The following is a 23,385-nucleotide window of genomic DNA, read 5'->3' as shown; positions in this document are numbered from 1 at the left end:
TTTTGTTAGGATTCTGTATGCCGGTCTACCACGGCATGGCGATGTCATCCGCCGAGTAGGTATGATCTTTTTCCTTGTAGTTGGATGCGCCGGAAGGTTGTTTGAGGAAGGAACGTTTGCTTCCCAGTCTCTTCAGAAATGCCAACGGAGTAAGCACAAAAAAGAAGATCACGGAAAGCAGCACGAAGCCGTTGATCCGGCCCAGCAGCTCGGTGATCTTGAGCCAGCCCATGGTGATGTACACGGCAATGAACTTGATGAACAGTCCGATCACCAGGCTGGCAATGGCTGCATACAACATCCATGTGTGCCCTTTCCAATAATAAAGCACGCAGCCGGCCAAAGCCAGCGCCGACATGGTTTCAATCTGCTTGTGGCGGTCGGGTTTTGTCATCTACTAAAACAGGGTATAAATGAAACTTGCCGCTGCACTGCCTTCAGCCAGTACAACCAATACACCGATGAGAAGCAGGAGAACAATGATGGGCATCAGCCACCATTTCTTTCTGGCTTTCATGAATTGCCACAGGTCTTTTAAAAAATCCATAGGGTATCCTGTTAATAGGTGATCAATGGGTTAGTCGAGTGCAAATTCCTGTTGCCAGTCCACCTTTTCCTTCCACTCAGGCTGATCTTTCTTGGCAAATATATAACGGTTCACCACGAGGTAGTCCATTTCGGTTCGCATCAAACAACGATAGGCATCTTCAGGTGTGCAAACGATGGGTTCTCCCCGTACATTGAAACTGGTGTTAATGATCAGTCCGTACCCAGTTAGTTCCTTGAATGCATGTATCAGTTTCCAATAAGCGTCATTGGTTTCCTTGTGCACACTTTGAACGCGTGCCGAGAAATCAATGTGGGTGATGGCAGGTACATCGGACCGGAGGCAGTAAAGCTTTTCCTTCAGGGGAAGGTCATGGTAGTTGGCAGGAAGTGGTTTTCTTCTTTTTTCTATCACATCGCCCACCATGAGCATGTAGGGTGAATCTTCATTCAGGTCGAAGAAATCGGCAGCATCCTCAGCCAGCACAGAGGGGGCAAAGGGCCTGAAGCTTTCCCTGTATTTGATCTTGAGGTTGAGCTTCATCTGCATCTCTTCATTGCGGGGATCACCGATGATGCTGCGGTTACCGAGTGCACGTGGCCCCCACTCCATTCTTCCCTGGAACCATCCGATGGCATGTCCATCGGCAAGCAACGCCGCTGTTTTTCGGGCAACTTCATCGGTTGATGTACAAGCCTCATAAACTGCATCATATTTCCGCGACATTTTTTCCACGTCCAGGTCGGAGAAAGCCGGACCGAGGTAGGACCCTTTCATGCGATCATAACCGTTTGCGGGTATGCGTTCCTTACCAAAATAAATATGATGAGCCGCAAGTGCGGCACCCAAAGCACCACCCGCATCACCGGCAGCCGGCTGTATATATACGTGTTCGAAGATACCCGACTTGACCAGCTTCCCGTTGGCCACGCAATTCAATGCCACGCCACCGGCCAGGCAAATGTTCTTGCTTCCGGTTACCTGTCTGGCATGTGCTGCCATTTTAAGCACGATGTCTTCGGTTACCTGTTGAATGGCCAGGGCGAGGTTGCAGTGTTCCTGTTTCAATTCTGATTCGGATGCCCTGCGCGGAAATCCGAACAATGCCTCCCATTTGCCATCCACCACCATTCGGAGTCCGGTGGCATAGTTGAAATATGCCTGGTCGAGCCACACCGAACCATCCTCATAAACTTTCACGAGGTGTTCAGTGATGAGTGCCTTGAATTTTTCCGTTTCAGGATCTCCGGGGATGCCATACGGCGCGAGCCCCATCAATTTATATTCACCCGAGTTCACCTTGAATCCGAGAAAGTATGTGAACGCTGAATACAGAAGTCCGACGGAGTGAGGAAATGAAAGTTCACGCAACAAGGTAATCTCTTTTCCACGGCCATGACACAGCGAAGCCGTTGCCCATTCACCCACGCCATCAACGGTAAGGATGGCTGCATCGTCGAACCGGGAAGGATAGTAGGCGGAAGCCGCATGCGACAGATGGTGTTCCGGGAAAAGCAATTTGACCTTACCGTCGGCGCCCATTTCCTTCAACTCATCACGGATCAGTTTTTTCAGGAACATTTTTTCCTTCAGCCACACGGGCATGGATTTGGCAAAAGATGCCAGTCCTCTTGGGGCGAAAGAAGCATACGTTTCGAGGAGTCGCTCAAACTTCAGCAGCGGTTTGTCATAAAAAACGACCGCATCGAGATCATTGATATCAATCCCCGCATAATCAAGGCATGCAGCGGCTGCATGCCGGGGAAAGGAGGGGTCATGTTTCTTCCGGGTAAAACGTTCTTCTTGTGCAGCAAAAATGATATCACCATCCTTCACAAGGGCTGCAGCTGAATCATGGTAAAAGGCCGAAATGCCAAGAATTTTCATCGTACATTTTAAGTCCGTGAAGCTGCAAATGTACCATTTGAATTTAATTTACCATCCTGCGGCGTTTAAACGTCCTTCTTCATGTATATGTAGCGAACCAGCAAGCGTTTCGCCATGGGTAAAAACGTCTCCCGCACGGGAACCGGGAATTCCGATTCAACCGCATAGGTTGCAGGATTAGGCATTTCCGTTCGGACCTTGATCAGATCTTGTTTGATGGAAGTGAACGAATGGGTAAGGGAGTGATCGTAACCGGCAATATACCGCGTTTGTACAGCACGGAACTTTCCATCGGGTTGTTCGATGATGGTAAGCCGGTACTCATACACCTGCTTGCGCTTCTGTCCCACATCATCCAATATGAGATAGCCTTCTTCCGGATAAAGCGGCACCACACCCACCGGAGAAATCTGCATGTGTGATTCGAGGAAATCGTAAATCTTCTTGCCCTCTTCCAGATAGTATTCAAACTGAGGAATTGAATATGAGATGATCTCACGGATCTCTTTTAACAGATCATCGTCTGCGGCGATCTGGTCATACATCAGCCGCATATGTTCAACGGATATGCCTTTTAGTTCTTTTGGAAATGAATCCTCCAATTGTTGGCGCCCTTCCCTTAACCTGAGCAAATTCTTATGGTGCTCCATGAGGTGGGAAAGAAACGGATAGAGTTTGTTGACATCGAAATTCGCGCTGACTTCCTGCAAGTATGACAGCAGGATGTATTTCTTGTATTCGAAGTCAATCCATTTTTCCGTGATCCAGTTGGGTGGCAGAACCTTCATAGCAACCTCCTTTTCCTGAGTGTAAACGAAAAACACCACATCTTGTTTCCATGATCCGGGCGGTCATCCGCTACCCGCGCCTCGTAATTCCCAAAAAAAATGCAAATTTGCGTGCATACACCAGACCAGGGAATTCACCCATTCTTCCCTAAATTGCAACACATGACCGCTCAACCCCGAACACTTTATATTTCTGCCCTGTCCGGACTTGCCCTATGCGCCGCTTGCGTACCAGCCAGAAAATTTGAAGAAGTCAAAACCCAACAGGAACAGTGTGAAGTAGGCTTCACAATGCTCAAAAATCACAACGAAGAGCTTATCGCAAGGATCACCGAACTCAATCAGGTTTTGTCCAACTTGACGAAACGTTATGAGGGGCTTGTCACAGACACCGCTGTTTTGGGAAAATCACTCAGGCTGATGAAATCCAATTATGACGCGCTGAATGAAACCTATGAATTGCTGTTGAAAAACAACAAGGAAATGCTGGCTGGCAGCCGCACCGAAGCCGATAAACTCAGGGAAGAGTTGCAGAACACATTAAACAACCTTCTGAAGCAACAAGACTCATTGAACCTATTCGAAGGTGAAAAGGAAGTCAAACCGAAAGAAGGTGAGAAAAGCAGCTTCTCTCCTACCCACCCGATAGTGAACAAATCGGGAGATTCATAAAAAAATGCAAAATTTGCGTGCATACACCAGATCGGAAAACACACCCGTTCTTCCCTAAATTACAACATATGAACATCCAACTTCGCCACATATACCGATTCACTCTTGCAGGTTTTGCATTGCTTTCTGCTTGTGTTCCCGCAAGAAAGTTCGAAGAGATCAAAGCCAAACAGGACCGTTGTGAAGCAGACAATGCCTTGCTGAAAAGCCAGAACGAGGACCTCACGGTTAAAATGACGGAGTTGGGAGCCGAACTCACCGATTTCAAAAAGCGCCACGAGGGCCTGGTTGGTGACACGGCGGTGCTGGGAAAATCGTTGCGGCAGATGACACAAAACTATGACAAGCTGAATGAGACCTATGAGTTGCTGCTGAAAAACAACAAGGAAATGCTGGCCGGCAGCCGCACCGAAACTGAAAAGTTGATGACGGAATTGCAGAAAACACAAAGCAACCTTCAGAAACAGGAAGATGCCCTGAAACTGCTCGAAAGGGAATTGCAGGCCAAACAAAAAGACCTCGAAAGGAACAGCCAGGAACTTAGTGAACGGGAAGCGAAGATTAATGAATTACAGGGAATTCTTGAGAAAAAGGACAAAGCGGTGGAAGACCTTCGCAAAAAAGTATCGGATGCGCTGCTTGGTTTTGAGAACAAGGGCCTGACCATTGAACAAAAGAATGGCAAAGTGTATGTTTCCCTTGAAGAAAACCTGCTGTTCGCTTCAGGCAGTTACCAGGTAGATACAAAGGGTAAGGAAGCCCTGAAAAAACTGGCCGGAGTGCTGGCCGATAATCAGGACATCAATGTGTTGGTGGAAGGGCATACTGACAATGTTCCCTACAAAGGCTCCGGACAAATCAAAGACAACTGGGACCTGAGTGTACTGCGAGCCACAGCCATCGTAAGAATCCTGACCGAAAACAAGGGGCTTGATCCCAAGAGGCTCACGGCTGCCGGAAGGGGTGAGTACCTCCCCATCGATCCTTCCGACAGCAAAGAAGCCCGTCAGAAAAACCGCAGAACCGAGATCATCCTCACACCCAAACTGGATGAACTCCTGCAAATCCTGGAATCTAACTAAACAACCAGGCCGATCCGGATGAGTAAAGAAAAGCGAAGCGGCAGGAGTAAACTGCAAACCTCCTATGTATCCACCGTCATTTCCATGGCGCTGGTGTTATTTGTACTGGGATTGTTGGGCATCATTATTCTTCAAGCCCGCCAGATCTCCGACCATGTGAAGGAAAACATCGGCTTCACTGTGTTCTTCAAGGAAAACACCAAAGAAGTTGACATTCTCCAGTTCCAGAAAAACCTCGAGGCGAAATCCTTCATCCGGCATACCCAATATGTAAGCAAGGAAGAAGCGGCGGAACAAATGGAAAAAGAATTGGGGGAAGACTTCGTATCCTTTATAGGACGCAACCCTTTGCTGCCTTCCATAGACGTGTTCCTTCATGCCAACTATGCCAACAACGACAGTCTCCGGTGGATCACCGGACAAGTGGAAAAAAGCAACCTGATCGACGAACTGGTGATCAACAAAGACCTGATTGATATCGTCAATAGCAACATCCGCAAGATCAGCGTCATCATGCTTGCATTCTCCGGATTGTTATTGCTGGTGGCGGTGGCCCTCATCAACAACACCATCCGGTTGGCCATCTACTCCCGTAGGTTTCTTATCCGAAGCATGCAGCTGGTAGGAGCCACCCAGGGTTTCATACGAAGACCTTTCGTGATGACAGGCATTATCCAGGGCATTGTTTCTTCCCTGATCGCCTTGTCACTCCTGTTCGCCGCGATGTACTATGCAAGTTTCAACTACCCCGAAATATTCCGATTGGAAGAACCAGACTTTCTCATCCCCTTGTTCGGAGGGGTGATCCTGACAGGTATTTCCATCGCAGGCATTTCTACATTCCTGGCGGTGCGGAAATTTCTGCGACTGAAGGCCGATGATCTCTATTAATATCCGGCTTAACAACAATTAACAGGCAAATAGCCGCCGATTTGCTATGTTTGTATGCCGAATCTAATGAGCATGGAACACAAAGAACACAATCAATTCGCATTCACACGGGACAACTACCGTTTGTTGCTCGTAGCCATTGCACTGGTGGGCATTGGGTTCATCCTGATGGCCGGTGGAGGTTCTGATGACCCGGCCGTATTCAGTGATGCCATTTTCAGCACCACCCGTATCACCATCGCGCCCCTGATGGTGATTGCCGGTTATGTTGTGGGTTTGTTTGCCATCATGAAAAAATCAAACGCCTGAAATGTCGGTATTGCAGGCCCTGATCCTCGGGCTTCTTCAAGGGCTCACGGAATTCCTTCCCATCAGCAGCAGCGGTCACATTGAGATCGGCAAAGCCCTGCTGAATGTTCCCTATACGGAAGACCTCACTTTCACCATCGTTGTGCACGGAGCCACCGTACTCAGCACCATCGTGTTTTTCAGAAAAGATATTCTCCACCTGCTGAAGCAGGGACTCGCATTCAAGTGGAACCCCGAAACAGCCTACATCGTGAACCTGGGCATCTCCATGGTACCGGTTGGTGTGATCGGCCTGTTATATAAAGACGAACTGGAAAAACTCGCCATCGGCAACGTACCGTTGGTAGGCGGCATGCTCCTGATCACCGGGGTGCTTCTGCTCATGACCAGGTATATCGGCAGTTCCACAAAAGAGATCAACCCGCTACGGGCATTCGTCATCGGTGTTTCACAAGCCATCGCTGTTATGCCCGGTATATCCCGCTCCGGAGCCACAATCGGCACCGCATTGCTGATGGGTGTGAAGAAAGAAACCGCTGCCCGCTTTTCCTTTCTGATGGTACTGGTACCCATCATCGGTGCGAACCTGAAAAGCATGGCTGACGGAGAATTTTCCCATCAGGCGTCCGTCACGCCGCTTGTGGTGGGATTCATCGCCGCATTCGTGTCCGGCCTTCTTGCTTGCAAGTGGATGCTGGGCATAGTCAGGCACGGCAAACTCACATGGTTTGCCGTGTACTGCTTCGTTGTCGGCACGCTCTCAATGATCTTTGGTTGATCCCATGCAACAGGCCCCTGAACAAGGCGAAGGAGAAATTCTCCTGATCAATAAACCATTGGAATGGACGTCCTTTGATGTAATCCGAAAAATGCGCCGGTATCTGGGCTCCAAGGTAGGTCACGCCGGTACGCTTGACCCGTTGGCAGAAGGATTGCTGATCCTGTGCACCGGCAAAAAAACCAAGTTGATCCCCTCCATCCAGGATGCAGAAAAGGAATATACCGGCATTGTGTGCCTGGGAGCCGAACGCCCATCCTGCGACAAGGAAACGGAAATCAGCAAAACATCAGAAACCGACCACATCAAGCCGGAAGACATCCAACGTGCGGCGCAATCCTTTGTGGGGGGATATGCCCAGATTCCTCCGATATTCTCAGCCAAGAAAGTGGATGGAAAAAGGGCCTATAATCTGGCAAGAAAGGGAAAGGAAGTCAAATTAGAACCCAGGTGGGTAGACATCCGCGCGTTCGAAGTCAGTAAAATCGAGAACACCTGGGTGCATTTCCGCGTGGTATGCAGCAAGGGCACCTACATACGTTCCCTGGCAAGGGACCTGGGAGAACGCCTCGGGTGCGGAGCCTACCTTGAGGCACTCACACGAACCCGCATCGGCGACTTTCACCTGAAAGACAGCCTTACACCCGAAGAATGGATCCGTCAAAATTCACCCGATCTGAAAAAATAAGCGGAAATAAAGGAATCGGTCTATTTTTTAATATATTTGCACCCCCTGAATTTTCAGGTTTCCGTTCATCACACGTTCAAAGGAATCCCGAATCAATGGCCCAGTATTCCGACCCGGTCGGTGGGTTGTTCTTTTCGGATACCGCTGAAGACCGCAAACAACGCAAGTTTACATGAAACTATCTCAGTTCAAGTTCAAATTGCCGCCTGAGCAGGTTGCATTGCATCCGGCCAAAAGCAGAGATGAATCCAAGTTGATGGTACTGGACCGGGCTACAGGTAACATCTCACATCACAAATTCAAAGAAATCATCGATTACTTTGAAGACCAGGATGTGATGATCCTGAACAACACAAAAGTGTTCCCGGCAAGGCTCTTCGGAAACAAGGAAAAAACCGGGGCCAAAATCGAGGTATTCCTGCTGCGTGAGCTGAACCGTGAAAGCAGGTTGTGGGATGTTCTGGTAGATCCGGCACGTAAAATCCGTATCGGGAACAAACTTTATTTCGGCGACAACGACCTGCTCGTAGCTGAAGTGATTGACAATACAACTTCACGCGGCCGCACGCTGCGCTTCCTGTTCGACGGATCTTACGAGGAGTTCAAAGACGCCATCCTGTCACTGGGTGAGACACCACTTCCGAAATACATCAAGCGCAAGGTGGAAACTGCTGACAAAGAGCGCTACCAAACCGTTTATGCTAAGAACGAAGGCGCAGTGGCAGCCCCCACAGCCGGACTGCACTTCAGCCGTGAACTCCTGAAACGCCTGGAACTGAAAGGCGTCAGCTTTGCAGAACTTACCCTCCACGTGGGATTGGGAAGCTTCCGCCCGGTAGAAGTGGAAGACCTGACCAAGCATAAGATGGATTCCGAAGAAGTGATCATTCCGGAAGCCTGCTGCAAGCTGGTGAACGATGCGAAAAAGAACAAAAAGAAGGTATGTGCCATCGGCACCACCTCCATGCGCGCCATTGAAACTTCCGTTTCCACATCCGGAGAACTGAAGCCCTACCAGGGATGGACCAACAAGTTCATTTTCCCTCCTTATGATTTCAGCATCGCCAATTCGATGGTCACCAACTTCCACATGCCCGAATCCACCCTGCTGATGATGGTATCAGCTTTTGCCGGATACGACCTGCTGATGGAAGCCTACAAAGTAGCCATTAAGGATAAGTATAAATTCTTCTCCTATGGTGATGCCATGCTGATCCTGTAACAACTGAACCCCATGGGGGATAAATCCATCCTGATCGTTGCCGGAGGTCAAGGCACACGGATGGGCGCAAATCGCCCCAAGCAATTTCTTGACCTGCAGGGAAAGCCTATCCTCATTCATACCCTGCAGAACCTGCACACAGCATGCCCGGAGGCAGCGTTCACCGTTGTACTACCCGAAGACCAACATAACACCTGGCTTCAATTGTGCCGGGAACATGCCTGTACCATCCAGCATCAGGTGGTTAAGGGCGGAAATACACGCACCGAGTCCGTAAGAAACGGACTGGCCACAATTTCCGCCAAAGGTTTTATCGCCATCCATGATGGTGTCAGGCCGTTTGTAAAAAGCACCTTCGTTCAACGCTTGTTCCATGAAGCAGCACAACACGGCAATGCCATACCGGCTTGTGGCGTACGTGAAAGCCTGAGGCAAATCAACGGAGCATCCAGCAAAGCGGTGGATCGTTCATCATTCGTAACGGTGCAAACCCCACAGGTGTTCGATGCCGCCAAACTGAAGGAAGCTTTCGCGCAGATGGACGATGCTTCCTTCACCGACGACGCCACCGTGTTTGAAGCCGCAGGGCATTCCATCCACCTCTCCGAAGGCGACCCCGATAACCTCAAAATCACGCTCCCCGCCGACCTGGTATGGGCTGAGGCAATCGCCGACACCTTTTCATAAAATTAGGTACCTTAGGGATTCAAGAACCCGATACCCATGCAACACATCAAAACGCCCCTCATGCTGATGCTGGCATTGACCCTGGCCTTTTCCCAGAGCCATGCCCAGAAGAAAAACAAGAACCAGGACACCGAACCGCGTAAAGCTCCCGAAATGCCAATGGAAAACGGGCAAATCGTGTATGCGGGCGTTCAGAAAACGAGCGGCAAACAGGCGGTGCTGTACAAAAAGGCGAAGGACTGGTTCAACGGTTTCTACAAGAATGTTACCCAGGTGATCAAGGAAGATGATGAAGACAAAGGTTCCATTACCGGCCAATCCCGTTTCAAGATCAACAACTACGATGAAAAAACCGGTACCAAGTCGGATGCAGGATTGGTTCAATACACCATCGTGGTAACTTGTAAAGATGGGGAGTACAGTTATCGCATCGACAAGATCAACTGGAAAAAGCAATCCTACTACGGCATTGAGACCTGGCTAGACACCGAAGGTCAATACTACACCGTCCGGTTCATTGATTACCTGGAGCAAACGGACGAATACCTGAAAAACCTGGAAGAAAGTCTGAAATCGGCCATGGGGCAATAGCGATCAGAACCCGATGCCCATGACAAGGACATCGTCGATCTGTTCTTCTTCTCCCTGCCACGTGCGGAACTGATCTTCCAGCACCTGCTTCTGCTGCTCCGGCGGCAGGTCACATATCTGGGTAACCAGCTTCCGGAAACGACGGTTCATGAATTTCTTCCCGTCCGGGCCTCCGAATTGGTCGGGATATCCGTCTGAAAACAGGTAAACCATGTCCCCGCTACGAATTGAGATTTCATGCTCAGTGAATGTGCGGCGTGCTTCCAACTGGTAACCCCCAACCGGTTTTTTATCGGGCCTGATCTCCTGCAACTCACCGTCTTTGGTCAGATACAAAGGCCGATTGGCACCACTGTACTTCAATATGCCCGCATGGGTATCCAGCCGGCAAAGAGCAATGTCCATGCCTTCCCTGGATTCAGATCCTTCCACATCCTGTTTCAGCGAACGCCGGATGGCCAGGTGAAGGGTGCTCAGGATTTCTGCCGGACTTTCCTTGTTTTCCCTCCGGATGATCTGGTTCAGTGCGTTGCTTCCCAATACAGACATGAAGGCACCTGGGACCCCGTGACCGGTGCAGTCTGCCACTGCAAAATATTTGTAGCCGTTTTTCTCCGCAAACCAGTAAAAATCACCACTCACAACGGCCTTGGGTTGATACAGGATGAAGGAATCAGGGAACGCCTGCATGATCTGGTTCCGCATGGGTAGGATGGCTTCCTGTATTTTCTTGGCATAAGCAATGCTTTTCTCGATCTCTTCCGACTTGCGTTTGTTTTCGGTGAAATCGGTATCGATCCCCACGATCTTTTGTACTTCACCCTTTTCGTTGAATACCGGCGACAGCGTGGTACTCAGCCAACGCGACTTCCCGGATTTGTCCTGGTTGATGGCCAGGTAAGAGACCGGTATCCTGTCGCGCAACACACGTTCCCATACATGTGCAATGTCCGGATTGGCACTTATCTCAAGGATGTTACTGCCTTTGTCGGCAACCAGTTCATCCCGGGTATAACCCGACAGTTGCACAAACCCGTCATTCACATATTCCAGGTTGCCATCCTTGTCCAGGATCATCACGCCATTGTGCGTATTGCTGGCCACCAGCGAGAGCTTTTCCAGCTCCTGGCTGGTCTTGCGTATGCGGAAATATCCATAGATCAACGCGGCAAGCAAGATGGCTGCCAGCACGGTGAGTGCCATCAACATTCGGTTCTCTCCCCGCTGCTTGGTGATTACCAGGTTTTGAAAGGCGATCTCTTTCTCCTTCTGTTCATTCTCATAATTGGCCTGGAGTTCGGCCATGGCCCGGGAACGTTCATCATCCAGCAACCGTTCCTTGATCTCTGCAGATTTCTTGTACGTTTCCAACGCTTGGGCCGTGTTGCCGATCCTTTCATACAACCGGGTCAATCCTTCATATGCGTTCACCAATTGGTTCTGGTTCTTGAGCCGCTTGGTCAAGTCAATGCCTTCTTCAAAATACTTCATGGCCGTACCGTAGTCCTCCAGGTACACGTGCACTTCGGCGATGTTGCAAAGCGACAACGCGATGAGGTCTTTCTGGTCCACCTGTTGGGCTTTCTCCAGGGCCATGGTGAAATAGCCGAGCGCATCTTTGTACAGCGACTTCAGAAAATAGATCACCCCAATGTTGTTGGCCACCGACCCGATACCGCGAACATTGTTGGTTCTTTCGTAGATGCGTAAGGCTTCGAAATCCATCTCCAGCGCTTTGTCCATATCATCCAGTCCATTGTATGCGGTGGCCATGTTTCCGAGCACGGAAGCCACCCGCTCCTTTTTACCGATGGACTTATAGCCTTTCAATGCGCGTTCGTAAAACTTCAGGGCTTCCGCAAAGTTGTACTGCTTCTTATGCAGGTTGCCCATGTTGGTGAACACATCCGCTTTTCCTTCCTCATCATCCACAGATTCAAATGCCTTCAGTGCCTTGAAATACAGGTTGAGCGCCTTGTCGTGTCTCCCTTGGTTCTCAGGAATCATGCCCATGGCAACCAGCGTTTTTCCCAGCCCCCGTTTGTCATCGATTTGTTCGAAAAGATCCTTGGCACGATACAGGAACACCAATGCCTGTTCGTCCTGCCCCTTCATGTGGTACATGCGCCCGAGGTTCATCAAGGCGCGCCCGGTACTTGCCGCATGGTTGATCTTTCTGGAAAGTGTAAGCTGCCTGGTGGCGATTGCAATGGCACTATCGGAATTGGAATTCTCAAACAGGTAGTACCGGTTTTCAAGGGCCTGCACACGGGCGGAATCCACCCTGCGCAGTTTCACCTGCCGGATGCTGTCTTCAAGCATTGTGCCTCCGGAGAAGCCACGGAGGGTTCCCGCCAGGATAAGTACTACAGTTAAGATTCGTTTCACGAACGATGGATCGGGGTTGTGACCGACGCTGCCTTGGATGTTCACCGGCACCGTCGACGCATTGCTTCCTTAAAAAGAGCTTATTTCAGGGGATCACCAGAAAAGGTTACGGACGCGATTCTGCTACCTTCAGAAAACTCCAGATTTTGTACGTTCATCTGGGAAATTAGATTCAAGCCCGGGCGCTTGCCTTTTTCAAGGCTTCCAAGGTGTTGCGATTGTCCCAGGAAGCGGGCTCCGTTCAGCGTGGCCCATTGCAGAAGTTCCTGCAGGGGAGTGGAAGGAAAGGCCTGTTGAATGACCTTCAGTTCTTCGAGCATGGAGAGGCTGTGGTTGGATGTGAGGCCATCGGTGCCCACGGTCATGCGAAGTCCTTTCCTTCTGAGCATCTCCACATCCGGTAACCGGTTTTCAATGTAGATGTTCGCACGCGGGCACAGGCACCACCAGAGTTGAAACCCGAATTCCCCGGCCTTGTCCACATCCTCTTCCTTCGAACAGGTATTATGAACCAGTTGCAGGGAATTGCACGGAGAAAGATGTGTAAGGGTTGAAGCCAGTGACGAAAATCCGGTGGGCCTGAACACGGTCATATCAATCCCGACCTCTTTCAGCACATCCATCATGTCACCGGTACCGCTGATGAACATCTCGTGCTCGGCGTCGCATTCCTGGTTATGGAGTGTAAGGATCATGTCTTCTTCATACGCACATGTGGAGATGGCCTTCAGCAGCTGGGGAGATGCTGTGTAGGGGGCATGCGGACTCAGGCTTCCTGCCAGTCCCAAGGCCCTGAGCCTTTCGAGCAATGCCTTGCCGTGATCCACCACCTGGTAAGCCCTGGCTGGGTCAATACCGAGAAGTTCAACAAACGTGTGGTAGTACAGCCGGCTCTTTTGTTTCACGGGGAACGTTACATCCAGGTTGGATATATCACCCACCGCCACGATCCCTTCCGCATGCATTTCAGCGTCCGCCGCTTCCATGGCCGCCTGCATCACTTCCGCCGCGGCATCCCGTGAAGTAATCACCTTCCGGATAAAGGACGGGAGTCCGGTTCCGGGCGGGATCACACCCTTCATGTGCGACAGCTCGAGGTGGCAATGGGCATTCACAAAGCCGGGGCACAACACCCCTTCCATCACCTCCATCGACCCGTCAAGAACACCTTCGGATTGTGCCTCCTCAGGTGACAGCACCGCTTCAACGGTTCCATCTTCCTTACAAATCACCACCCCGTTGCGGATGGGATCGGAAGAAACGGGAAATACCCAGTCGGCTGTGAATTTGCGATACATAAGGTCAAACCTACGGAAAATTCACATTTGCCGGCGCCGACGTATCTTTGCAACCTGATGACAACCGCACCAGACTCACGCACTGATATCCGTACACTCTCGGCAGACGACCTGCAAACCGTCATGGCGGCAATGGGTGAAGCGCCTTTTCGCGCCCGGCAGGTACACAGCTGGATCTGGCAGAAATCAGCTCGTTCCTTCGATGCATTCACCAACCTGTCGAAAGAACTGCGGCAAAAGCTGGATGAAAAGTTCTGCATCCTACCCATAGAAAATGCCGGTGAGCAACTCAGCAATGACGGCACGGTGAAGATGGCCTTCCGGCTGCACGACCAACACCTGATCGAAGGTGTGCTGATCCCGGCAGATGACCGCATGACGGCATGTGTATCATCACAGGTCGGATGCAGCCTTACCTGTGCCTTCTGTGCTACAGGCATGATGAAACGCATCCGCAACCTGACCGCAGCCGAAATTTATGACCAGGTGGTGGACCTGTCGCGGACTGCGGAAAAATTTCACCATCACCCGCTCACCAACATCGTGTTCATGGGCATGGGCGAACCCCTGCTGAACTACAAGGAAGTGTGTGAAGGCATAGGACGTATTACCAGTCCGGATGGCCTGGGTATGTCACCCAAACGCATCACCGTTTCAACCGCGGGGATCGCCAAGATGATCCGCAAACTCGGCGACGACCAGGTGCGGTTCAACCTCGCCCTTTCCCTCCATGCCGCCACCGATGAAAAGCGCGACAAGGTGATGCCCATCAACGAACAGAACAACCTGGAAGTGCTGATGGATGCACTCCAGTATTTTTATAGCAAAACCGGGAACCGCATCACATTCGAATACCTGGTGTTCAAGGATTTCAATGACGGTGTGGAAGATGCCGTGCAACTGGCCAGGTACTGCGGCCGGATCCCGGCCAGGGTAAACATCATCGAGTACAACCATGTGGATGGTGTAGACTTCCGTCAGACCACCCCGGAAAGATTGCAGGCTTTCATTGATACGCTGGAAGCACGTAAGGTGGTGGTGAACGTGAGGAGAAGCCGGGGGAAGGACATCGATGCCGCCTGCGGACAGCTGGCCAACAAACTCAAACCCGGAAACGCCGGTTGAGGAATTTATGTACTTTCACCCCATGCCCACCCTCGAAGCCATAAAAAAACCCATCTCACTGGAGATCGACGAATTCGAAGACCGGTTCCGGGAATCGATCAAAAGCAAGGTGCCCCTGCTCGACAAGATCACCCATTACATCGTGAAGCGGAAGGGCAAGCAGATGCGACCCATGTTCGTATTCCTGAGCGGAAAGATGTGCGGAGAAGTGAACGATACCACCTACCGTGCAGCAGCCCTCATTGAACTGCTGCACACCGCCACGCTCGTGCACGACGATGTGGTGGATGACGCCAACCTTCGCCGCGGACTTTTTTCCGTGAACGCACTCTGGAAAAACAAGGTGGCTGTGCTCGTGGGCGACTACCTCCTGTCGAAAGGCCTGTTGCTGTCCATCGACCACGGCGATTTCAGTTTGCTGCGCGTGGTATCAGATGCAGTGAAAGACATGAGTGAAGGTGAACTTCTGCAGATTGAAAAGGCAAGGAAACTTGACATCGAGGAAGGTATCTACTACGAGATCATCCGGAAAAAAACCGCCTCGCTGATCTCCTCGGCGTGTGCCTGCGGCGCGGTTTCCGCCGGTGCCGACGAAGACACGGTGGCACGCGTGCACCGTTTCGGAGAACTGGCCGGCATGGCCTTCCAGATCAAAGACGACCTGTTTGATTACAACCTGAACGGCGGCTCCATCGGAAAACCCACCGGCATCGACATCAAGGAAAAGAAGATGACCCTGCCGCTGATCCATTCCCTAAGCAAGGCAACGCCCGCCGAGAAACGGCACATCATCAACACGGTGAAAAACCACAACACCAATCGCAAGAAGGTGATGGAAGTGATCGACTTCGTGAACCGGTCCGGCGGGATCGATTACGCCAAAGAAAAAATGGAGGCATACAACACCGAAGCGCTGGAAGTGCTGCATACCTTCCCCGAGTCAGATGCCCGCGACGGACTGGAAACCCTGGTGCAGTACAGCATGGAGCGGAAGAAATGACGAATTACGAATGGGCATAATGCATGTATTCTGTGCACCGCTTCATTTTCAAATCGTCACATTCATCCATTTTCAAATGAACCCTACGCTTCCCCGTGACTCCCGAGGAGTTGGCGCGGACGTGTCGTCCGGGCCCAGCCTATCGATAGTTTTTTGTAGGAAGTGTAAGCAAGCAAACATCCAGAAAGCTATCTAGCTCAGCATAATTTCTTGCCGAACTAAAAAGGTATTCTTCCGGTTTCTCAACGATCAGATCTTTCACCGGATTATGATGTATGTACTCCAGCTTTTGCCAGATGAAGCGATTTGAATACAACTCCATGGCATGATTTCCGTCCTGCCATACCTTATACTTTTGATGTCTCTTCAGGTGGCAACAAGCTTGCTGAAATGCAGTTAACATCCATTCGCGCCGACTTTCAGACTGTTCACCGGCAATGCGAATGATTTGTTTGCTGGTAAATTCCTTGAAATCTCTGAGGATCGCTTTCAATGAATGACCATCGTCCGCCTGGCAAATCATATGCAAATGGCTTGGCATCAGACAATAGGCGTAAATGATCAAACCTTTGTTACGCTGGCAGTATTTGAGCGAATCAACCAATGCACTTTTTTGCTCCGATCTTGTAAAAACATCTATCCAACCCACGATGGTCATCGTGATAAAATATGCACGATCCGGTTGCCGTATTTTGTATTTATCAGACACATGTGCAAATTGAAAAATCAGACGGATATTTTGGAGACAATGTGAGGCACAAAGTTACCCTGGTAAGTTGCCGCCTGTATTTTGATGGAACAGGCTAAAGCCCGGACGACACGTCCGCGCTAACTCCTTGCTACGGTTTGAAGCCACGACATTCCCAGTCAGATGCCCGCAACAGACTGGAAACCCTGGTGCAGTATAGCATGGAACGGAAGAAGTAAACCATGATGAGTTTGTAGTTTCTGGTTTGTGGTTTTTAGTTATTCCCGCTAACCGAAACATACCGCCATGTGGTAAGCAAAATCCCCCTTCACCATCCATGATAGCTGACCGGTTCTTTCGAAAACTCCGAACCACAAACTACAAACCAGAAACCACCAACTTTTTTCAGGCTTCCCCGTGGCTCTTCAGCATGTTCACCTCTTTGGATGACAGGAAGCGCCAATGTCCGCGGGGCAGGTCTTTCTTGGTAAGACCGGCGAAGATCACACGGTCCAGCTTCGTTACCTTGTAACCCAGCTTGTCAAAAATGCGGCGCACCACACGGTTCCATCCGATGTGGATCTCGAGCCCGACCTGGCTCTTGTCGCTGGCATCCCCCACGAAGGAAATCTGGTCTACCCGGGCGATACCTTCTTCCAGGTGGATCCCCTTTTTGATTTTATCGAAGTCGGGCTTTTCCAGTTCGCGATCGAGGTAAACATGGTACAGTTTCTTGGCGCCGTACCGCGGATGGGTAAGCTTCTCCGCCATTTCGCCGTCGTTGGTGAACAGCAGCAATCCGGTGGTCTGCCGATCGAGGCGGCCAACGGGATAGATGCGTTCCTTGCATGCCTTGGCCACCAGTTGCATCACAGTTTTGCGTTCTTTCGGGTCCTTGGTGGTGGTCACGAAATCCTTCGGCTTGTTGAGCAGCACGTAGGTGGGTTTTTCACCGCGCAGCACGCGGCCATCGTAGCGAATCTCGTCGTTCGGTCCGACCTTCATGCCCAGTTCGGTCACTACTTTTCCATTCACGCTGATTAATCCTGATGCGATCAGTTCATCTGCTTCCCTGCGGGAGCATACGCCGGATGTGGCAATGTAACGGTTGAGGCGCACACGTCCATCATTATCTCCTTCGGTTCTTCTGCTTTTGTAGGGCCTTGGTTTGCCTCCCCGCGGCGAGAACCCGGGTTTGCGGAAACCGCGGTCGCCCCTGGAAAAAGCCGGGCGATCTCCTTCGCGTCTTGTTTCACCCTCGCGTTTGGGTTTGCGGCCGGGTCCATCGGATGTCCGAGATTTACGATCAGGCCCGTCGGATGTCCGGGGTTTGCGATCGGAAGACGGACGAGATGGCCTGCTACCGGCAGACCTGTTAGCGGGTTTTCTTCCTGCGTTGTTTCTTCCGGGTGATTTTTTCTGGTTCATAGCGTAGGGTAAAATGCGTCTTCAATGTGGTTGATCTGATGGGTGCCTCCCTTGAACAACACCGATATGATATCGAACCGTGTTTCAAGCTCAATGCCTTCCTTCTCTACATATGCGTTGGCGGCTGATACAAGGTGGCGTTGTTTGGTTCGGTTCACAAATGCTTCGGGTTCGCCGAATGCATTGGTCATACGGGCTTTCACTTCCACCATCACGAGCCAGTCGCCTTTGCGGGCAATGATGTCTACCTCTTCCTTTCCATGCACCCAGTTTTGTTCCAGGACTTCATATCCCTCCTTCTGAAGGTGCTGAAGGGCCAGTGCCTCTCCCTGTTTTCCGAGTTCGTTGTGTTCAGCCATGGTCTGCAAAGGTAAGTCGAACCGCGTCATCCACCTCAAGAAAAACCTTGCGACCCATGATCAGGGGCATGTTTTCCGCCACATGGCCTGCCGGAAATCCGAAACAGACCGGGTAGCCATAAGAACTTACGGCATCGGAAATGATCTCTTCAGCGGTCTTACCGAAAGGCACCTGATTGTCTTTCATATCCGTGCATCCGCCCACCACCAAACCTGCCAGGCCTTGCAGTTTACCGGATCTCCGGAGGTTGACCATCATCCGGTCGATGTGGTACAAATACTCGTCGAGGTCTTCCAGGAAAAGGATGCGATCGGTCCAATCGGCATCGGAAGATGAACCCAGTAAACTATATAGTACCGATAGGTTGCCGCCGGTCAGCATTCCTTCCGCTGTGCCTTTCCGGTTCTGCGGATGTGCCGGGATCGTGTATACCGGGGCCTCCCCGAACAACACACGTTGCAACCGGTCCACGGCAGCTTCCGTGCTCGAAGGAAAGGTCAGTGCCATGGGTGCATGGAGGGTTTCGCACCCGACATGGCGTTGGATGTGGGCGTGCAGAACCGTCGCATCGCTGAAGCCGATGATCCATTTGGGATGTTGATGGAAGGCATCAAAATCGAGCATATCTACCATGCGCACCGTGCCGTACCCGCCCCGGGCAAGGAGGATGGCCTTCACCCGGGAATCATCCAGCAACGCCTGAAACCCTGCTGCACGCACGTTGTCGCTACCCGCAAACTGGTGATCGCTTTCAAACAACCCGGGTGCATGTTGTACCTGAAGACCCCAGCTTTCGAGCATGCGTGTGGCGGCTTCCAGCTCGGACAAATCCACCTTGCGGGCGGTGGCTGCGATGCCAACCACATCTCCTTTTTGCAGTACCGGTGGGGATAAACGCATGGGTGTGAGCTAACTTGTTATCTTTCTTAATTGTCTTTAAAGACCTATTAAGAGCTAACTTCTATGTGATTAACGAACACTTAAACTAATTGCACACTACCCATATTTAAGATAGAATGCAATAAAGCTACACATATATTTAACTGATTATCAATCATATTGAGAAACTCTATCAATAATCTATTAACACTCTATTAGTGTTATTACACTCATTTGTTGATAGAATAGCGTCTCCATCTCCTCTCACCTGTCTTCTTAATTTCCCCGCTCTTCAACATTTTATTCAATTCATGCTTAATACTTTGTTTCGGTATCTCTTTTCCTATTCTTAAATGTATATCACCTATTGAACTTTCAGCATACATTGAGAGATCCTGATAGATTAATTCTTTCAGTCTATGAACCTCAATGGTTTTTAGATTTGTTTGCCCCTTAAAATTTAGGCGTTTTAGATATTTGGGGTTGACATAATAAGTCATCCCCTTGGTCTTGCCCTTGCTTTCAACAACCTTAAAATCAATAAGACGGCCCAACCAATGCCTTAACCCGACTTCGTCTTTCTGATTTAAAAGTTTTGAAAGTTCAATTGCCTTTAACGATCCGTTTTGAGCAACAAGTCCTAAAGCGATAATTTCTTTTTGGGTTAGTGCGTATTCTTTACTTGCCTTATCCATCAAGTTTACAACCTCCTTGTGCGCAAACTGCTTTTGAACAATGACTGTCACCCTATCATCCCCCTCCCTAACATCTGGAATTGGCTTACCAACTTGTAATAATAGCTCATACATAAGGTCATAACCACTACCTTCCTTCTCCATAAGATTTAGATCGTAAAAGACCCTTGACAAATGCTCATTTCTACGAACGGATTGGCTTAGTATGTTTTGAGGAGTAACGCCATATGGCAAACGCCCCGGACTATGTATCTCCAAATAATTAGTATAGAGATTGATGAATATATCCCCTCTCGTAGTGTAGGTTCTATGGACCAATGCATTCACCACAAGTTCACGTATTACTTCAATCGGAAAGAATGGAAGGTTTTTGCGAAACAGGCCATCCGAAATCTCTATGCTTTCCTGCCAATCAGGAATATCATTAATGACGCTTTCCAGAAGCTCTTTAGGATTCAAGGAATAATCATCTAGAACCTTTTTCCAAACTTTTTCGTCACGTTCGTTATACCTAATAAATTGTATCGCCGGAGGATATAGCAAACTTGCTCTATCCTGACGCTGCCCTACCCAAAGAATCCCAAGATTTGTCAAGTACTCTCCACTCAGCATAAAATAATGTTGAAGTAATTCTTCTTCTGATTTACTCTTAACAAAGTCGCTTACCCTATCTGAAGCCCTTATATCCTTGACAAGGAGATTTAATTTATCTTTATCCAAACGTGTTTTAGGAACTTTTCGATTTGTTTGTGTTTCCCATATAAATGCGTTTTTATCTGCAGCCAGACGAGCCATCTCATCAGGAAGAACAGGTTTACAATCATCCGATACTCTTATATAATACCGCCCATCTGTTGTTGATGCAATACTTTGGCCATTCCTCAAAATTAACACCTCAATATACTCTCCTCCATTCCCAGCAGTCATAATGTGAACCGTAACCGCCACATTGATTGTTCGCTGACTAATATTCTTTTGAAATTTCTCTGGCCAACTATGGTCGATCACTTGCTCTTCTGCTGGCATTTCTGCACCATCTTCAATGCCAATAAGTATCCTGCCTCCCTGAGCATTGGCAAAACAAACGCAGTCTTTTGCAAGTTCAGCCCAATCCGTAGCATTGGCTTTTAAAAACCGAATCGACTTTTTATCCACAATTGAACTTTCATCCATAAAACAATTTAGCTTTTTAGTTAAACACAGCTTGTGAATTCTGAAGTTTCATCATACCACCTAGAACAAGATGTAACAGATTCTGATGTGGGCTAACTTGTTATCTTTGCCGAAGATACGAAAACGCACCATTGGCAAACGCTGACAAATACACGGTTACCTCGGCCCTTCCCTATGCGAACGGGCCGCTTCATATAGGGCACATCGCCGGCGCATACCTGCCGGCCGACATCTTCGTACGCTACCTGCGCCTGCGTGGTAAGGATGTGGTGTACATCTGCGGTTCCGACGAGCATGGCGCCGCCATCACCATCCAGGCAAGAAAAGAAGGGGTATCACCGCAGGAGATCGTGGACAAATACCATGAGCTGAACAAAGCGACATTCGAACGTTTCGGTATGTCGTTCGACATTTACCACCGGACTTCTTCGGAACTTCACCACCACACGGCGGCCGACTTCTTCAAAACACTTTACGACAAGGGTGCATTTGACGTACAGGAATCGGAACAGTTCTTTGATGAGGAATACCAGCAGTTTCTTGCCGACAGGTACATCACAGGTACCTGTCCGAAATGCGGACACGACAAAGCCTATGGCGACCAGTGCGAGAAGTGCGGCAGCAGCCTCAACCCCACGGACCTCATCAACCCCTTATCCACCTTGAGCGGCAAAACACCGGTTTTAAAAACCACCCGCCACTGGTACCTTCCTATGCAGAAAGAGGAGGGCTGGCTGAAGGAATGGATCGAACAGGGTACGCTGGAAGGTAAACCGCATCACGATCCGAAAGCCTGGAAAAAACAGGTGATCGGACAGTGCAAATCGTGGATCGACGGCGGATTGCAATCACGCGCCATGACCCGCGACCTCGACTGGGGTGTGAAGGTACCTCTGCCCGATGCGGTAGGAAAAGTGCTGTATGTATGGCTGGATGCCCCGATCGGGTATATTTCGGCTACCAAGCAATGGGCCCTTGATCACAAGACCGATTGGGAAAGCCGGTGGCAGGATCCCAACACACAGCTGGTGCACTTCATCGGGAAAGACAACATCGTATTCCACTGCATCATCTTCCCCATTCTGCTGAAGCTGCATGGTGGCTATAACCTGCCTGTGAACGTACCCGCCAATGAATTCCTGAACCTGGAAGGCGACAAGATCTCCACCTCCCGCAACCACGCGGTATGGCTGCACGAGTACCTGGATGACTTTCCCGGGAAAGAGGATGTATTGCGCTATGTACTGTGCAGCATTTCCCCGGAACTGAAGGACAGCGAATTCACCTGGGACGATTTCCAGGCACGCAACAACAACGAACTGGTGGCCATCTTCGGCAACTTCGTGAACCGGGCGCTGGTGCTCACCGACAAATATTATGAAGGAAAAGTGCCGACGTTGGGTCAACCCACAGAAGCGGATAAAGAAGTCATCAAACAATGCGAAGCCATTCCTGAGAAAGTAGGACAAGGCATTGAGGCCTACCGGTTCCGCGAAGCCCTTGCCGATGCCATACAACTGGCCCGCATCGGCAACAAATACCTGGCTGATAACGAACCGTGGAAAGTGATCAAGACCGATCCCGAACGCGTGAAAACTGTTATGCATATTGCGTTGCAGATCGGTGCGGCATTGGCAGTGGTGATGAAACCGTTCCTGCCCTTCACGGCCGAAAAGCTGCGTGGCATGCTACAACTGGAAGGTGGCGAGTGGGACGTTGCCGGAACGTTGAACCTCTTGCCGGAAGGCCATCAGCTGGGCAAGGCCTCATTGTTGTTCGAGAAGATCGAAGTCGATACCATCCAGGCACAGAAAGACAAACTGAACCGGAACAAACCGAAAAAACCCAACGTCATGGAAGCAAAACCCGAGATCGTGTTCGACGACTTCACCAAGGTTGACATCCGCACCGGAACAATCCTGGAAGCGGAGAAGGTACCGGATACCGACAAGCTGCTGAAACTGTCAATAGATACAGGGCTCGACAAGCGGACGGTGGTATCGGGTATCGCCCAGTTTTACCAACCTGAAAATATCATTGGGCAGAAAGTATTGATTTTGGTAAATTTGGCTCCCCGAAAACTCCGGGGCATCCCCTCCCAAGGCATGATCCTGATGGCAGAAGATGCGGATGGCAAGCTTTGCTTTGTCAAACCGGAGGATGAGATGATGAATGGAAGTACAGTAAGATGATGTGTTAATATGCTGAT

General features: G+C 50.1%; 23 protein-coding genes. 12 read left to right on the top strand and 11 right to left on the bottom strand.

Features of this window, described 5'->3' with window-relative positions; translation table 11 throughout:
• Positions 1 to 25 precede the first annotated feature (25 nt).
• The 4 genes from H6585_15500 to H6585_15485 form a co-directional block, all read right to left on the bottom strand.
• Positions 26 to 394 carry a hypothetical protein gene (locus H6585_15500; protein ID MCB9449736.1) on the bottom strand — a complete coding sequence of 123 codons (369 nt, stop codon included), beginning with the start codon at positions 392 to 394 and terminating at the stop codon, positions 26 to 28.
• 3 nt (positions 395 to 397) lie between these two features.
• Positions 398 to 547, bottom strand: a complete 150-nt coding sequence (locus H6585_15495; GenBank protein ID MCB9449735.1) for a hypothetical protein — start codon at positions 545 to 547, stop codon at positions 398 to 400.
• Positions 548 to 577: 30 nt separating this feature from the next.
• Positions 578 to 2,434, bottom strand: a complete 1,857-nt coding sequence (locus H6585_15490) for a carbamoyltransferase (GenBank protein ID MCB9449734.1) — start codon at positions 2,432 to 2,434, stop codon at positions 578 to 580.
• A 65-nt stretch (positions 2,435 to 2,499) separates the two neighbouring features.
• Entirely contained in the window at positions 2,500 to 3,222 is a 723-nt protein-coding gene (locus H6585_15485; GenBank protein MCB9449733.1) for a hypothetical protein, read from the bottom strand.
• 162 nt (positions 3,223 to 3,384) lie between these two features.
• Between H6585_15485 and H6585_15480 the strand changes: the two genes are divergently transcribed.
• From H6585_15480 to H6585_15440, 9 genes are all read left to right on the top strand, one after another.
• The gene (locus tag H6585_15480; protein MCB9449732.1) at positions 3,385 to 3,894 is read left to right on the top strand and encodes a hypothetical protein; all 510 of its coding nucleotides are present in this window, start codon (positions 3,385 to 3,387) and stop codon (positions 3,892 to 3,894) included.
• 68 nt (positions 3,895 to 3,962) lie between these two features.
• Complete coding sequence (locus H6585_15475; protein ID MCB9449731.1) at positions 3,963 to 4,976, top strand: OmpA family protein; 1,014 nt, start codon at positions 3,963 to 3,965, stop codon at positions 4,974 to 4,976.
• An 18-nt stretch (positions 4,977 to 4,994) separates the two neighbouring features.
• Complete coding sequence (locus H6585_15470; protein ID MCB9449730.1) at positions 4,995 to 5,867, top strand: cell division protein FtsX; 873 nt, start codon at positions 4,995 to 4,997, stop codon at positions 5,865 to 5,867.
• A gap of 72 nt (positions 5,868 to 5,939) precedes the next feature.
• The gene (locus tag H6585_15465) at positions 5,940 to 6,176 is read left to right on the top strand and encodes a DUF3098 domain-containing protein (GenBank protein MCB9449729.1); all 237 of its coding nucleotides are present in this window, start codon (positions 5,940 to 5,942) and stop codon (positions 6,174 to 6,176) included.
• 1 nt (position 6,177) lies between these two features.
• A complete protein-coding gene (locus H6585_15460; GenBank protein ID MCB9449728.1) occupies positions 6,178 to 6,954 on the top strand; it encodes an undecaprenyl-diphosphate phosphatase in 777 nt (258 codons plus the stop codon).
• A gap of 4 nt (positions 6,955 to 6,958) precedes the next feature.
• Positions 6,959 to 7,642, top strand: coding sequence for a tRNA pseudouridine(55) synthase TruB (truB, locus tag H6585_15455; GenBank protein MCB9449727.1), 684 nt, complete (start codon positions 6,959 to 6,961; stop codon positions 7,640 to 7,642).
• 172 nt (positions 7,643 to 7,814) lie between these two features.
• Positions 7,815 to 8,864: a tRNA preQ1(34) S-adenosylmethionine ribosyltransferase-isomerase QueA gene (gene queA / locus H6585_15450; GenBank protein MCB9449726.1), complete on the top strand. Its 1,050-nt coding sequence runs from the start codon at positions 7,815 to 7,817 to the stop codon at positions 8,862 to 8,864.
• A 12-nt stretch (positions 8,865 to 8,876) separates the two neighbouring features.
• Entirely contained in the window at positions 8,877 to 9,551 is a 675-nt protein-coding gene (locus tag H6585_15445; protein MCB9449725.1) for a 2-C-methyl-D-erythritol 4-phosphate cytidylyltransferase, read from the top strand.
• Between the two features lie 36 nt (positions 9,552 to 9,587).
• The gene (locus tag H6585_15440) at positions 9,588 to 10,142 is read left to right on the top strand and encodes a DUF4468 domain-containing protein (GenBank protein MCB9449724.1); all 555 of its coding nucleotides are present in this window, start codon (positions 9,588 to 9,590) and stop codon (positions 10,140 to 10,142) included.
• A gap of 3 nt (positions 10,143 to 10,145) precedes the next feature.
• On the opposite strand, the gene H6585_15435 is transcribed toward H6585_15440, so the two are convergent.
• Together H6585_15435 and H6585_15430 are read right to left on the bottom strand one after the other, a co-directional pair.
• The gene (locus H6585_15435) at positions 10,146 to 12,530 is read right to left on the bottom strand and encodes a tetratricopeptide repeat protein (protein MCB9449723.1); all 2,385 of its coding nucleotides are present in this window, start codon (positions 12,528 to 12,530) and stop codon (positions 10,146 to 10,148) included.
• Between the two features lie 80 nt (positions 12,531 to 12,610).
• Positions 12,611 to 13,828: an amidohydrolase family protein gene (locus tag H6585_15430; GenBank protein ID MCB9449722.1), complete on the bottom strand. Its 1,218-nt coding sequence runs from the start codon at positions 13,826 to 13,828 to the stop codon at positions 12,611 to 12,613.
• Between the two features lie 57 nt (positions 13,829 to 13,885).
• On the opposite strand from H6585_15430, the gene rlmN reads away from it, so the two are divergent.
• Together rlmN and H6585_15420 are read left to right on the top strand one after the other, a co-directional pair.
• Positions 13,886 to 14,953, top strand: coding sequence for a 23S rRNA (adenine(2503)-C(2))-methyltransferase RlmN (gene rlmN / locus H6585_15425; protein ID MCB9449721.1), 1,068 nt, complete (start codon positions 13,886 to 13,888; stop codon positions 14,951 to 14,953).
• 22 nt (positions 14,954 to 14,975) lie between these two features.
• Positions 14,976 to 15,953, top strand: a complete 978-nt coding sequence (locus H6585_15420) for a polyprenyl synthetase family protein (protein ID MCB9449720.1) — start codon at positions 14,976 to 14,978, stop codon at positions 15,951 to 15,953.
• 139 nt (positions 15,954 to 16,092) lie between these two features.
• Here H6585_15420 and H6585_15415 read toward each other — a convergent pair whose 3' ends face one another.
• The 5 genes from H6585_15415 to H6585_15395 all read right to left on the bottom strand — a co-directional run bounded on the left by H6585_15415 (position 16,093) and on the right by H6585_15395 (position 21,176).
• Positions 16,093 to 16,662, bottom strand: coding sequence for a transposase (locus tag H6585_15415; protein MCB9449719.1), 570 nt, complete (start codon positions 16,660 to 16,662; stop codon positions 16,093 to 16,095).
• Between the two features lie 384 nt (positions 16,663 to 17,046).
• Entirely contained in the window at positions 17,047 to 18,069 is a 1,023-nt protein-coding gene (locus H6585_15410; protein ID MCB9449718.1) for a pseudouridine synthase, read from the bottom strand.
• A complete protein-coding gene (locus H6585_15405; protein MCB9449717.1) occupies positions 18,066 to 18,428 on the bottom strand; it encodes a YraN family protein in 363 nt (120 codons plus the stop codon). The genes H6585_15410 and H6585_15405 overlap by 4 nt, the downstream gene beginning before the upstream one ends.
• On the bottom strand, positions 18,421 to 19,329 hold the full coding sequence (locus H6585_15400) for an LD-carboxypeptidase (protein MCB9449716.1): 909 nt from the start codon (positions 19,327 to 19,329) through the stop codon (positions 18,421 to 18,423). Before H6585_15400 ends, H6585_15405 begins: the two co-directional genes overlap by 8 nt.
• A 209-nt stretch (positions 19,330 to 19,538) precedes the next feature.
• Positions 19,539 to 21,176 (bottom strand): putative DNA binding domain-containing protein, encoded by a 1,638-nt coding sequence (locus tag H6585_15395; protein ID MCB9449715.1) that lies wholly within the window; start codon positions 21,174 to 21,176, stop codon positions 19,539 to 19,541.
• A gap of 131 nt (positions 21,177 to 21,307) precedes the next feature.
• Here H6585_15395 and metG point away from each other — a divergent pair, with 131 nt between their 5' ends.
• A complete protein-coding gene (metG, locus tag H6585_15390) occupies positions 21,308 to 23,368 on the top strand; it encodes a methionine--tRNA ligase (GenBank protein ID MCB9449714.1) in 2,061 nt (686 codons plus the stop codon).
• The last annotated feature ends 17 nt before the right edge of the window (positions 23,369 to 23,385 follow it).

This window comes from Flavobacteriales bacterium, from assembly GCA_020635855.1.
Taxonomy (GTDB): Bacteria; Bacteroidota; Bacteroidia; order JACJYZ01; family JACJYZ01; genus JACJYZ01.
This window is presented reverse-complemented; position numbering and strand designations above follow the sequence as displayed.

Excerpts from the sequence above, each read along its gene's own strand:
- H6585_15500 (MCB9449736.1), bottom strand. The coding sequence starts at position 394 with ATGACAAAACCCGACCGCCACAAGCAGATTGAAACCATGTCGGCGCTG.
- H6585_15495 (MCB9449735.1), bottom strand. The coding sequence starts at position 547 with ATGGATTTTTTAAAAGACCTGTGGCAATTCATGAAAGCCAGAAAGAAA.
- H6585_15490 (MCB9449734.1), bottom strand. The coding sequence starts at position 2,434 with ATGAAAATTCTTGGCATTTCGGCCTTTTACCATGATTCAGCTGCAGCC.
- H6585_15485 (MCB9449733.1), bottom strand. The coding sequence starts at position 3,222 with ATGAAGGTTCTGCCACCCAACTGGATCACGGAAAAATGGATTGACTTC.
- H6585_15480 (MCB9449732.1), top strand. The coding sequence starts at position 3,385 with ATGACCGCTCAACCCCGAACACTTTATATTTCTGCCCTGTCCGGACTT.
- H6585_15475 (MCB9449731.1), top strand. The coding sequence starts at position 3,963 with ATGAACATCCAACTTCGCCACATATACCGATTCACTCTTGCAGGTTTT.
- H6585_15470 (MCB9449730.1), top strand. The coding sequence starts at position 4,995 with ATGAGTAAAGAAAAGCGAAGCGGCAGGAGTAAACTGCAAACCTCCTAT.
- H6585_15465 (MCB9449729.1), top strand. The coding sequence starts at position 5,940 with ATGGAACACAAAGAACACAATCAATTCGCATTCACACGGGACAACTAC.
- H6585_15460 (MCB9449728.1), top strand. The coding sequence starts at position 6,178 with ATGTCGGTATTGCAGGCCCTGATCCTCGGGCTTCTTCAAGGGCTCACG.
- truB (MCB9449727.1), top strand. The coding sequence starts at position 6,959 with ATGCAACAGGCCCCTGAACAAGGCGAAGGAGAAATTCTCCTGATCAAT.
- queA (MCB9449726.1), top strand. The coding sequence starts at position 7,815 with ATGAAACTATCTCAGTTCAAGTTCAAATTGCCGCCTGAGCAGGTTGCA.
- H6585_15445 (MCB9449725.1), top strand. The coding sequence starts at position 8,877 with ATGGGGGATAAATCCATCCTGATCGTTGCCGGAGGTCAAGGCACACGG.
- H6585_15440 (MCB9449724.1), top strand. The coding sequence starts at position 9,588 with ATGCAACACATCAAAACGCCCCTCATGCTGATGCTGGCATTGACCCTG.
- H6585_15430 (MCB9449722.1), bottom strand. The coding sequence starts at position 13,828 with ATGTATCGCAAATTCACAGCCGACTGGGTATTTCCCGTTTCTTCCGAT.
- rlmN (MCB9449721.1), top strand. The coding sequence starts at position 13,886 with ATGACAACCGCACCAGACTCACGCACTGATATCCGTACACTCTCGGCA.
- H6585_15420 (MCB9449720.1), top strand. The coding sequence starts at position 14,976 with ATGCCCACCCTCGAAGCCATAAAAAAACCCATCTCACTGGAGATCGAC.
- H6585_15410 (MCB9449718.1), bottom strand. The coding sequence starts at position 18,069 with ATGAACCAGAAAAAATCACCCGGAAGAAACAACGCAGGAAGAAAACCC.
- H6585_15405 (MCB9449717.1), bottom strand. The coding sequence starts at position 18,428 with ATGGCTGAACACAACGAACTCGGAAAACAGGGAGAGGCACTGGCCCTT.
- H6585_15400 (MCB9449716.1), bottom strand. The coding sequence starts at position 19,329 with ATGCGTTTATCCCCACCGGTACTGCAAAAAGGAGATGTGGTTGGCATC.
- H6585_15395 (MCB9449715.1), bottom strand. The coding sequence starts at position 21,176 with ATGGATGAAAGTTCAATTGTGGATAAAAAGTCGATTCGGTTTTTAAAA.